The following is a 12727-nucleotide window of genomic DNA, read 5'->3' as shown; positions in this document are numbered from 1 at the left end:
CATAACAGGGCGGGATCGATCATGAGTCGGCCAGCGCGCCGCTCAACCCGGCATGACGATTGCTCCTTGCACGATTGCGCAAGGCTTTCTCAAGATGGACGAGGTGGTCCTGTGTGATGCGTATGGCCCCTTCACGATCCCCACGCTCCATAGCCGAAATCAGCTCTCCATGATCATTGCAGGAATGCTGTGCATCTTCCTCTGACTGGTACAGGGCAGAAATCAGCACGGTGCGCGCGGTCAGGTTTTCGAGGATATCGGCCAGGACTGAATTACCCAGTACATTGGCCATATGAACGTGAAAATGACCGAGCAGATAGGAGCGCCTCGCCAGATCCTGCCCGGCGATGGCCGCCTGCTGTGCCTCATGATGCGACCGCAACCGCGCGATTGCCTCTGGCGAAACGAGCGCGTGATCCATGATCAGTCCGGTCTCGACGGCCCGTCTTGCCTCGATGATCTCACGCGCTTCATCCACGGTCGGTTCAATGACGAACCAGCCGCGTCGCGGCGAAACATCAACCAGCCCCCTGCTGCTGAGGCGAATCATCGCCTCGCGCACCAGCGTGCGTGACACCCCGAAGATCTCGCCGACCTCTTTTTCTCCAAAGCGTTCGCCTGGTGCGATTCGCCCTGAGAGCACGGCATGAATGATCCGCTCTTCGATCACTAAACCGCTGGCACGTTCCGGGTCGATTTTCTTGTGTAGCATAAATGTTTTATGCGCCGGGCGAGGCCTCAAGGCAAGCACCCCGCATCGTATCGAACAAGCAATGTCCCACCTGGAATTTTACAAATCTTTCATTTCGCTATGGAACTGTTCCGTTTTGTATTCTAGGTAGTATACAAGAATTTGTTGATCGAATTGATGTTGCCGGAGCTGTCCATGTCCCTTCTGAAGACCCGTCGCCCCCCGCGTGTGATATCCTGTCGGACAGTTTTGCTCATCTCAACCATTGTCGCCTCGCCGTTGCTCTCTGTCGTCGCAACAGGGGCTCAGGCGGCTTCCTCATCCGCGCACGCCAAACCGGAGCGTCACGCCAAGGCCCGTCCTCATGCGCCGCTCAATGGCAGCAGCGAAACCGTGCATGTCTCGGCGCGGCGCGGCGTGACCAGTGCAGGCCAGCATGATGCTCATTCCGAAACCGTTCTGTCTCGTCAGGAATTGCAGAACCGGAACGTTCGGCAGCTGACAGATATCGTGCGCGTGGCACCCAACCTGACTATCCAGCCGAGCTTTGGCAGCGCCGCCCTCAATTTCGCCCTGCGTGGCGTGGGGCTGATGGATTTTACCCAGAACAACACCCCATCGGTCATGCCCTATGTCGATGGCATCGCCTATCCGGTCAGCATCATGACCACGGGTATCCTGTTCGATATGGATGACGTGTCCGTCGCCCCTGGTGCCTCAGGCTTCACGCATGGTCAGCCCACCACCGGCGGCGAGATCAATTTCCACACGGGCGACCCGACGCAGCAATTCCATGCGGGCCTGACAGAGGATATCGCCAGTTACGGGCGCAATCGCGTCGAGGGCTTCGTTTCGGGGCCACTGTCAAAAAGCGTGTCCTATCGCATTGCCGGGCAGTCCCTCACGGGTGGCGGCTTTCAGCACAATGCGCAGGGCGCAGGTTACGGCAACAGCAATATCGGCGCACTGCGCGGCAAGCTGCGCTGGAAGATTGACGAGACCTCGCGCCTTGATATCGGGGGCCACTGGACAACTGACCAGTCGGAATCCTCCTCGGGGCACAATCTCTACAATTCCTACGGCGTCCCCATCACGGGGGATATCTACCAGACGGCATGGGGTCTCGATCCGCGTTTTGCCAAGATCATTGGCATCAACCCCAACAATACCAAGCCGCGTGAGGATAATCTCTTCTGGGGCGCGAATGTACGCTACACCAAGGAATTCAACTGGGCACGTCTGTGGTCACAAAGCGCCTATGAGATGGTTGACGAGCATGAGCTGACGAACCAGACCAACTCGGTCAAATCCTACGGCAACATGTTCCGCAACAACCAGACCAACGTGTTTTCGCAGGAAGTAAAGCTGGAATCGCGTGACCCGAAAGCACGCTTCCATTGGGAAACCGGCCTGTATTACAGCCGCTCGCGCATGGCACAGAGCTTCTGGTACGACAGCTCTGATCGTCCCGGCACCACGCCGCTGAACGAGACGTCCTATCGTCAGAACCAGCAGAACTTCAACCAGTACGTGCAGCTCAGCTACCGCATCCTGCCCAAGCTCACGCTGATCGGCGCAATCAACCACGATTCCGACGACCGCCAGATGCTCAATCTGACGAGCACCAACGTCAATCTGAATACCGGACTCGCCACCTCGCAAACCAATTTCGGCAATTCGGGCGCGCTCACCAACCAGTTCGGCGGCCGTGTCGGGGCGCAGTATCAGGTTACGCCCAATATCATGGGCTATGCCATCTTCTCCAAAGGGTTCAAGCCCGGCGGCTTCTCGGCCAATATTACCCAGAACGCCAACCAGCTTCGCCCCTTCAAGCCTGAATCCGTGCTCACCTATGAGGGCGGCTTCAAATCCATGCTGTTCAACCGCCGTCTGCGCTTCAATGCGGCCGGGTTCTATTACGATTACCGCGACCAGCAGATCCTTGGCAGTATTCTGGTGCCCCCCTATGGCGTGCTGGGCGGCTATGTAAACGCCCCGCGCTCCTATATCTACGGTGCCGAATTCGATATGGAGGCGCATCCCTTCCACGGGCTCGTGCTCACCCAGAATTTTGGGTACCAGAATGGTGTGTACACCCAGTTCCAGAGCCTGAACCGTAGCGCCACCACGGCACAATTTGCTTCTACCGGTGTCTGGTCACCCGTCTATACCAACTACAATGGCTACAATATGGGGCTCGCCAACCTCACCCTGTCCGGCGCTGCCGTGTATAGCTGGAACGTATTCGCCGATTATCGCATGAGTTTCGACGTCGACTACAACTATCGTGGCGCGCAGACACAGCCACAGCATATCGGTGATAGCGGCATCTATCGTGCACCGGCCTATTTCCTGCTCAACTCCTTCCTGACCTTTGCGGCGCCCAAGCAACACTGGTCGCTCACTGTTTATGGGCAGAATCTGGCCGACCGGCGCTACTGGCTGTCAGGCGGTACGCAGGCAACGTTCTATGGCGTCATCCCTGGCCTGCCCCGTTTCGTCGGTGCGAAGATCAACGTAACCTATTGATCGCACGATACGACCACCATTGAGGTGGGGCGCTTTGCCCCACCCCACCCGACTGGAGAGCCGATTTGAGCACCCATGACCTGAAACGATCCGCCCGTTATCGCCCCGGTATCTTCGTTCAGGTCATTATCGCCACGCTGGCCGGCATAGCGCTCGGTCTGTTTGCGCCCCAGCTCGCCCATCAATGCCGGTGGCTGACCGATCTCTTCCTGCGTCTGATCCTGATGATTGTGGGGCCGCTTCTGTTCTGCATTGTCGTGAGCGGCATCACGGGCGCAGGATCTCTGGGCGCCGTGGGGAAACTTGGCAGCCGGGCGCTCATCTATTTCGAGGCCATGACCACACTGGTTCTGCTGCTTTCGGTCGGGGCGGCACTCCTGCTCCATCCAGGGCGCGGCATGAGCTACACGCCCAGCCCCGAAGATGCGCACGCCGTTGCCAGCTATGCCGCCAATGCCCATGCGTTGCACGGTCAGGGCATAACGGGGTTCATTCTCAACCTCATTCCCCGCTCCCCTGTGGCCGCTTTTGCTGAAGGCAATATTCTTCAGATCCTGTTTTTCGCCGTATTGCTTGGCTGCTGCCTGTCGCGACTTGGCGAAGCAGGGGCTCCGGTGACGCGCCTGATCGAGAGTTTCTCCTCACTCTTCTCGCGCATGATGCGTGTGATCATCGCGACTGCGCCGCTCGGGGTGTTTGGCGCTGTGGCGATGACGGTGGCGGAGTACGGGCTGGATGCCATCAATCATCTGGCAGTGTTCGTCATCCTCTATTTCACCGCCATCGCTTTCTTCATCGTCTTCATCCTGGGTGGGCTGCTGGCTTTTTGCAAAATCAACCCTTGGCATTTTGCGCGTTATTTCCGTGAGGAAATCCTTATCGTCACAGCTACGACCAGCTCTGACTCCGTGCTGCCCAGCATCATGACCAAGCTTGAAGCCATGGGTATTTCCCGACAGGTGGTGGGGCTTGTCGTTCCGGCAGGCTATTCGCTCAACCTCGATGCCCTGTCGATCTATCTCGGTTTTGCGGTGGTCTTTCTGGCCGAAGTCACCCACACACCCCTTACACTCACACAGATTCTCTCGATGCTGGCGACGGCCCTCATCACATCGAAAGGTGCGCATGGCGTGCCGGGAATTGCCATCGTCGTGCTGGCGGCAACCCTTGCCGCCGCACCATCCATCCCGCTTTCGAGTCTTGTCCTGCTGATTGCCGTCGACTGGTTCAGTGGTATCGCCCGGGCGGTAGGCAATCTTGCAGGCAATTGCGTTGCGCCGGTTGTTCTTGCAGCATGGCAGGGCGCGCTGGACCGCGAACGGGCACACAAGATGCTCGGTACACATAACCGCTGAAACGGGATCTCATGGACACTGCCAATCGTTATCCGGCCCTTCGTCTGGCCGAAGCCTGTCAGGCTAAACTCGTCGCTGCCGGTGCACGGCCAGACGATGCTGAACAGACCGTGCGCGCCATGATGCATGCCTCACGCCTTGGGACAGACAGTCACGGCGTCCGGCTGATCGGTTATTACGTTGACATGCTGGAAAAAGGGGGGGTGAACAGGGAGCCACAACGCGTCTTTACCCAGACAGCCCCGGCGACCGGTCGTCTGGACGCCGATTTCGGCCTCGCCCATGCTGCATCCTATGAAGCCATGGATGAGGCGATCGCTCTGGCACGCCATGCGGGCATTGGTGCCGTGACGGTGCATCACTCCACCCATTATGGCGCGGGCGGGGCTTATGCGCTGGCGGCAGCAGAACAGGGTTTTGTATCGCTGGTCCTGAGCAATTCCGACCCCGCTGTCGCGCTGGCGGGAGGACGTACCCCTTTTCATGGCACCAACCCCATCGCCATGGCGGCACCTGTCCGTGACCGGGAACCCTGGTTGCTCGACATGGCGACATCCTCCATCCCGTTCAACCGGGTCAAACTGTACCGGAGCCTGGGCCTGCCTTTACCGCCCGAAGTCGCGCTGAACGAACAGGGGCACCCGACGCTCGATGCCAGTCAGGCCCGGTTTCTGCAGCCGCTTGGCGGGATGGCTTATGGCCATAAGGGCGCAGCGTTGGCGGGGCTCGTCACGATTCTCTCCGCCGTACTCTCCGGCGCAGACCCTGATCCCATCATGACCACGACGGCCCAGGCGCAGGAAGGTCACAAACCACAGAATGTCGGTCACATCATGGTCGCCTTTGATCCGGCGAGATTTATCGGGCAGGAGGCTTTTGAAGCGGAAATGGCCCGCTACCTCGACCTGCTGCGCAATTCGCCGCCAGCAGAGCCAGACGTGCCGGTATGCGCACCGGGCGACAAGGAGTGGGAAGAGGCACAGAAACGTTTGCTGAATGGTATCCCGGTTGATCCGGATACCGAGCGCCTTCTCGGCCTTTCTGGCTGAGCCCGCGGGGTATCTCGAACGAGGTTCGCTCACACAAGCAGGGACCTTCCTGCTCATGGGGTCTGCCCTCTCAGGCCCCATGAATTGCGAGACAATGCCGGGAGGGCACAGGCACCAAACACGCTCATCTCCCGTCGCTGCCAGTGACCGGCCTCGTTTGCGTTCTTTCACCCATGAACGCTCCCAACAAATGACCTTATCCCGAACCTATCTGCGCTGAAGAACCCGGGATGCATCTCCTTGGTCTCTGCAATCATGTAACGGAAGTATCCGATAAGATTATTATATAATTATATGTTACATAAATTTTTCTTTTCATTTATTGCCCGACAGCATGGGGTGTGATCGAATATTTCTTATTCGTATCATATCGGAATCGTCTCGAAGGGCGTCATTCATGCCAGAACACCGGTCGGCTTATAAAAAAAATCTTGTCGTGGCACTGATTTCGTCAACTGCCCTCTTCCAGGTCTCATCACCTTCTGCCCTTGCAGAGTCCCCCTCCTCGATCCAGCAAGGCCAGAATCGCCATAAGCATCATTCTACGGGTGCTTCCTCCCCTGCCCGGCAAACCACCCCTGTATCGCGTCCTGCGCCCAGCCATCGCAAGGCTGCGAGCAGTCATACGGAAGGCGGCAGTGAAGCCATCATCGTCACCGGCACACGCTCCTCAAATCGTCGGGTGCGTGACAGCTCGTCGCCGATCACCCTCTACACGCAGGCGCAGATGGAGCGTACTGGCGAACTCAATCTCGCCAGTGTCCTGTCACGTCTCGACCCGTCCATCACCGTCTCTGCACTGGGCAACGATACGGCAGCCTTGACCTCATCCATTCGCATGCGCGGGCTTTCGGCCAATGAGGTTCTGGTGCTGGTTGACGGCAAGCGGCGCAATATCACCGGCAACATGGCGGGCGGGACCACCCCGGTTGATCTCAACATGATCCCGGCCGGGGCCATCGACCATATGGAAGTGCTGCGCGATGGCGCGGCTGCCATGTATGGGTCTGATGCCATCGCCGGCGTGGTGAACATCATCACCAAGAAAAGTGATCACGGCATCCATACCTACGCCCAGACAGGCGCAAACGCCTATAATGGCGATGGGTGGCAATATCTGATCGGTGCCGATGGCGGTCGCAAATGGGGACAGGACGGCTTCGTTCATATTTCGGGCCAGATCTACCACACCGATCATTTCGTGGCCGATAACAAGAGCACGCGCGACCATCGCTGGACCGCCAGTTCGAGCTGGCCTGCCAATTCGAACAAGATCGAAAGCACGCCTGAGGAAACACGCGAGAATCTGTCGATCGAATGGGGCAAGGATGTCGTCGAGGGCCTGCGTACCTATGGGCTGGTCACCTATGCCCATCGCCATGCCGAAGCCTATGAGAACTACCGCCTCCCCGGGGCCTCAGCGCCTACCACGATCTATCCCTATGGTTTCTCCCCTCTGGAGACGATCGACGAAAACAATTTCCAGGCCAATCTTGGCCTGAAGGGTGATGATCTTTTCGGCTTCAGCTGGGATCTGAGCACGCTTTACGGACAGGATGACGATGATATCGGCGTCAAGAACACCTATAATTCCAGCTACGCCAATGTGTATGGCTATTCCCCGACGACCACCCGTGCAGCGACCTACAGCATGGCGCAGTGGACGAGCAATTTCGACATGCGTCGCAATTTCAATGTCGGCATGGCCACACCCATGACGTTTGCCATGGGCGCCGAACATCGTCTGGAAACGTATCATGTGGGCGCAGGCAATGACGCTTCCTATCTCTATGGCGGCACATCCGGCTATGCTGGCATCTCGCCTGTCAGTGCGGGCCAATGGCAACGTAATGTCTGGGCCGGCTATCTCGATGGCGATTTTCACCCGCTGAAGCATTGGGATCTCGATTTTGCCGGTCGCTTCGAACACTACACAGATGCCGGCAACACCGAGACCGGCAAAATCACCACGCGCTATGATTTCACGCGCCGTATCGCAGTCCGCGGTACGATCAGCACCGGTTTCCGCGCGCCGACACTGGCCGAGGAGCATTACAGCTCGCTCAGCGTTTCTCCGACAGGTGCTTCCGGCCTGCTCGGGGCCAACAGCACGGCGGCGCGCTCCATCGGGGCGTCATCGCTCAAGCCCGAGCGGTCGACCAGCGCCGAGGGCGGCATCGTGCTTGAGCCGGTCGACCGCTTCCACATCTCTGCCGATGTCTATCAGATCAACATCCGTGACCGTATCCTGGCCGCATCCAGCATCGCAGGCACATCGGCTCTCGAAGCCATTCAGGCGGCGGGGGTTGATATCGCAACAGGCGGCAGCGTCTCCCTGAGCAATATCAAGGCCTATTACTACGCCAATGCAGCCAGTACCCGCACGCAGGGTCTGGATATCCAGAGTGATTACCGCTTCCTGCTGCATCGCTACGGCTCGCTCGATCTCTCACTGCTGCTCAACCTGAACCGCACCGTCGTCACTCATCTCAATACCAATATCTTTGGTAATCCTTTCGCCAACGCCCAGACACAGGCTTCGGCACAGGGCGTGCCGCGCTCGAAGATCATCCTCAATGCGCATTGGGATTACGGCAAATGGGGGGTCAATATCCGCGAGACGCGCTTTGGCTCCTACAAGACCCTGCTTACCTATGAAGATCTCGCACCGTCTTCCGTGCGCTATTCCACCACCACCTTCCTGCCCTTCGAGAACACCCCTGTCTGGACCACAGATCTCGAAGTGGCCTATCGCGTCAACAAGCACTGGCGTCTGGCAATCGGCTCGAACAACATCTTCAACCAGCGTCCCCGCATGGTGCCTGCTGTGGTGAATTATCTCGGGCCGAAGATCTATGATTCAGCCTCTCCGCTCTCCATGACCGGCGCCTATTATTTCGGTCGTGTCGATGCCAATTTCTGAGCCGCTTTGTCGGGCTGCGACAAAGCCCCTTCTCAAGGCCAGCGCTGCAACAGGGCTGGCCATACTCCTTGCCGCAGCAGCGCCCCCTCCGGCCCAGACAGGGCCAAGGCCGGAGCCAGAGCCGACTCATATTTTCGCGCCCATTGATTATCCGACCGCGATCAATCGCTATCGTTCCGCTGATGGGACGCCTGGCCCCGATTACTGGCATAACCGGGCCGATTACCGCATTGATGTCGCGCTCGATGCCCCTACCCATCGCCTGACCGGGCAGGAGACCATCACCTACCGCAATAACAGCCCCAGCACCCTGAACGTGCTCTGGCTACAGCTCGAACAGAATATCTACCGCGAGACCTCACGAGGCGCAGCCGCCATGCCAGCGCGTTTCAAGGCACATGGCCACACCGAGGGGATGCAGATCGACCGTGTCGCTCTGCTTGACGCACATGGAAAGGAAATTGCTGTCACGCCGCTGATTTCCGACACACGGATGCAGATCTCCCTCCCTACCCCGCTTGCACCTGCCAGCACCGTGAAGTTCACCGTATCATGGCATTACGAGATCCCAGGAACCTGGGGCGGTCGTACGGCCGTCACCCCGTCGCGGAATGGGGATATTTTTGAAATCGCGCAGTTCTATCCACGCATGGCCGTTTTTGACGATCTGCGTGGCTGGGACACAGCGCCCTATCTGGGGGGCGAATTCTATCTCGATTACGGCGATATTGATTATCGCGTCACGGTGCCGTCGAATTTCCTTGTTATGGGATCGGGAGCGCTGCTCAACGAGAAGGACGTTTTGACGGCGCAGGAACGCCAGCGTCTGGAGCAGGCACGCATGAGCGAAAAACGCGTGCTGATACGCAATCAGGCCGATATCGAGGCCACCTCCCGCATATCTGCAAACGGCACCCGTCGCTGGCATTTTTTCATGCCCAATACGCGCGATGTGGCCTTTGTTGCCTCTGCTGCCCTGCTCTGGGATGCGGCGAAGCTTGATCTGCCGCCTGTTGCTCCAGCCCCTGGGCTGAAACCAGCACCACGACTGGCTATGTCGGTTTACCCCGTGGAGGGTATCGGCCCACAGGCCTGGGACCGATCGACAGAATATGTGAAGCACAGCATCGAGTATTTCTCGTCGAGCTGGTACCCCTATCCCTGGGCCACAGCGATCAATGTCGGTGGTCATGGCGCTGGAATGGAATATCCCGGTATCGTTTTTGACGGCATGCAGGACCGTGATGCCAAGCTGTTCTGGATCACCACCCATGAGCTGGGCCATGGGTGGTTCCCCATGATTGTTGGCAGTAATGAGCGCCGCCATGGCTTCATGGATGAAGGCTTCAACACCTTCATTGACTCCCTCGCCTCTCAACACTTCAACAAGGGAGAGTTCGCCCCCAAGCAGGACGGCGAATATGCCCCCGACACGGGCAAGCCAGCGGATGATATCGTCAAGATCCTGAAAGACCCGGTCTATGACCCGCTCATGACCTCATCAACCATTCCGGGTCATGGCAATCGCCATGCCATGGCCTATTTCAAGGCGGCCTACGGTCTCGAATTGCTGCGCAGCCAGATTCTGGGGCCGGAACGCTTCGACCGCGCCTTTCGCCATTACATCGCCGTATGGGCCTACAAGCATCCGACCCCTTCGGATTTCTTTCGTCTGATGGAGAGCGATGCCGGTGAAGACCTCTCCTGGTTCTGGCGCGGCTGGTATTTCGAGAATCGCAGCCCCGATTATGCGCTCGATGCCATTGAGTATCCCGATAAGGACCCGAAAAAAGGCGTCTCGCTGACGATTAGCAACAAGGGTTGGCTGCCTTTGCCGGTTACTCTTGCCGTCACCCGTGACGATGGCAGCGTCGAACGCCTCGTGATTCCGACAGAAGTCTGGAGCGGCGGCAATACCCATGTCGTGACGCTCAAGGGCGGCAGCCCCGTACGGCGCGCGATCCTCGACCCGGATCACGTCATTCCCGATATCGATCGCAGCAATGATGCGCTCAGCCCGGTGCCACGCCCTTCTTCGCCCGCTTCTTCTCACTGATTTCAGGACCGTCTTATGTCTTTCCCTGCCTCAACGCCCGACCGCTGGCGTCAGCTTTTGTCTGCTTCCGCCCTGTCCTGTGCCGTCACGCTCTCGGCCTTCAGCCCTGCCCAGGCGGCACCGGGTGGCGACGCGCTCAATTTTGGGGGTGCCGCCGCCAGCCGCCCCCCTATTCCCTCGACGCAGGGTGCGCATGGCATGGTGGTCTCGGCGCAGCATCTGGCCTCTGATGTCGGGGCAAAGATCCTGCGCGACGGCGGGAATGCTGTCGATGCAGCTGTTGCCGTGGGCTATGCGCTGGCCGTGGTCTACCCGGCCGCAGGCAATATCGGTGGTGGCGGGTTCATGACCCTGCACACACCAGACGGCAAAGCCTTCTTCATCGATTTCCGTGAACATGCTCCGCTTGCCGCCACCGAGACGATGTATCAGGACAAGGACGGCAAGATCATCAAGGGGCTCTCGACCATCGGATGGAAATCGGTGGGCGTGCCTGGCACGGTGGCCGGGCTCGATCTTGCGTTGAAACGCTGGGGCCATCTGACACGGGCTCAGGTCATGGCACCCGCCATCGCTCTGGCCGGTGAAGGCTACACGCTCGAAGAGAATGACGTTCACCTGCTGAACACCTCGACCAAGGCCTTCATCAACGATCCCTACGCCTCGAAAATCTTTCTGCGCGCCGATCGCCAGCCCTTCACGATTGGCGAGCGCTTCAGACAGACCGACCTCGCCCGCTCGCTTCAGGCCATTGCCGACAAGGGGCCGGACGTCTTTTATCGTGGCTGGATTGCTGAAGAAACGGTGCGTGTCAGCAAGGCGAATGGTGGCTTGCTGACCATGGCTGATTTCGCCGCCTACAAGCCACGCATCATGGCGCCCATACGGTGCAGCTATCGTGGGTATCAGATTGATACCGCCCCCCCGCCGAGTGGCGGCGGTGTGGCATTGTGCGAAATGCTCAATATCCTGTCAGGCTATGACCTGAAAGCTGAGGGACTCTACAGCGCGCGCTCGACACATCAGGAAATCGAGGCGATGCGTCACACCTATTCCGACCGGCGCGATCTGGGCGACCCGGCTTTCGTCAAAAACCCTGTGGCCCATCTGATCGACCCGGCTTATGCCGCAAAAATCCGCGCCGCCATTCCAGCCGAAGACGCTGTACCCTCTGCCAGCCTCGTGGCGGGCGACCCCCAGCCTGAAAAGCGCGAAACCACACAATATTCGATCATGGATCATTCGGGCTACGCTGTCTCGGTCACCTATACGCTCAATGGCTGGTTCGGGGCGAAGGTCATGGCAGGCAGCGCCGGTTATTTCCTGAATGACGAGATGGATGATTTTTCGTCCAAAGCCGGTGAGCCGAACATGTTCGGCATTGTCGGCAGCAAGGCCAATGCGATTGCCCCCGGCAAGACACCGCTCTCTTCCATGTCGCCCACCATTCTCTCCAGAAATGGCAAGGCCATCATGGCCATTGGCAGCCCGGGCGGTTCACGCATTCCCACCATTACCCTCGCGGCGATTCTGGGGGTGGTCGATTACGGCATGACCATTCAGGAAGCCGTCGACATGCCCCGCATTCACGAGCAATGGCAGCCCGAAGCCGTCGAGATCGAACCCGGTGCCTTGTCAGAACCCGTCATCGCCTCCCTGCGCGCTCATGGCTATACGATTGAGACGCATCAGCCATGGGGCTCAGCCGAAGGCGTTCTCGCTGGTGGCGCAAAGCTGGGATCGCATCCCGACGGGCAATTCTACGGCGGCTATGATCGTCGTCATGCAGGCGGTGGCGCGACAGGAGAATAAGCGAGGCGCCCTTCGCTTCCGAATTTAGGATTTCCAAAGGGCGACCGCCCTTTGGCGGGGGATGGGGTAGAGCCCCCCCATGACCTTTTTCAAGCAAAAAGATGCGTAAAAGCACATAGCGGTTTCAGGGCTATGTGACCGGGATCGGGATATACCGTTGGGTCGGGAACGGAGCTGCGGTGGCGACGGTCGATCACTCTCCCATTCGCGGGTTGATTACCGCAGGAACGCATGTCGTCGCGGCCTACCTCGGACTAAGAACGGGCGTCGGGATAAAACCGGCCCAGGGGGCTCTCGAGGATTGCCTGACCT

The 12727-nt window shown here is 58.7% G+C and carries 7 protein-coding genes; 6 read left to right on the top strand and 1 reads right to left on the bottom strand.

The window, feature by feature from the left end; all coding sequences use genetic code 11:
* Positions 1-19: 19 nt before the first annotated feature.
* Positions 20-712 (bottom strand): GntR family transcriptional regulator, encoded by a 693-nt coding sequence (locus ED655_RS01165; protein WP_122048704.1) that lies wholly within the window; start codon positions 710-712, stop codon positions 20-22.
* A gap of 174 nt (positions 713-886) precedes the next feature.
* Here ED655_RS01165 and ED655_RS01160 point away from each other — a divergent pair, with 174 nt between their 5' ends.
* The 6 genes from ED655_RS01160 to ggt all read left to right on the top strand — a co-directional run bounded on the left by ED655_RS01160 (position 887) and on the right by ggt (position 12415).
* Positions 887-3220, top strand: a complete 2334-nt coding sequence (locus ED655_RS01160; protein WP_122048732.1) for a TonB-dependent receptor — start codon at positions 887-889, stop codon at positions 3218-3220.
* 65 nt (positions 3221-3285) lie between these two features.
* Complete coding sequence (locus ED655_RS01155; protein WP_205835960.1) at positions 3286-4575, top strand: cation:dicarboxylate symporter family transporter; 1290 nt, start codon at positions 3286-3288, stop codon at positions 4573-4575.
* Positions 4576-4586: 11 nt separating this feature from the next.
* Positions 4587-5624, top strand: a complete 1038-nt coding sequence (locus ED655_RS01150; RefSeq protein ID WP_122048703.1) for an Ldh family oxidoreductase — start codon at positions 4587-4589, stop codon at positions 5622-5624.
* 397 nt (positions 5625-6021) lie between these two features.
* Entirely contained in the window at positions 6022-8547 is a 2526-nt protein-coding gene (locus ED655_RS01145) for a TonB-dependent receptor plug domain-containing protein (protein ID WP_122048702.1), read from the top strand.
* On the top strand, positions 8534-10603 hold the full coding sequence (locus ED655_RS01140) for a M1 family metallopeptidase (RefSeq protein WP_162993336.1): 2070 nt from the start codon (positions 8534-8536) through the stop codon (positions 10601-10603). Before ED655_RS01145 ends, ED655_RS01140 begins: the two co-directional genes overlap by 14 nt.
* A gap of 15 nt (positions 10604-10618) precedes the next feature.
* Positions 10619-12415, top strand: coding sequence for a gamma-glutamyltransferase (gene ggt, locus ED655_RS01135; RefSeq protein ID WP_122048701.1), 1797 nt, complete (start codon positions 10619-10621; stop codon positions 12413-12415).
* Positions 12416-12727 lie beyond the last annotated feature (312 nt).

The organism is Asaia bogorensis (genome assembly GCF_900465345.1).
GTDB lineage: Bacteria > Pseudomonadota > Alphaproteobacteria > Acetobacterales > Acetobacteraceae > Asaia > Asaia bogorensis_A.
The sequence above is the reverse complement of the archived record's forward strand: the minus strand, read 5'-3'. Positions and strand labels throughout refer to the sequence as shown.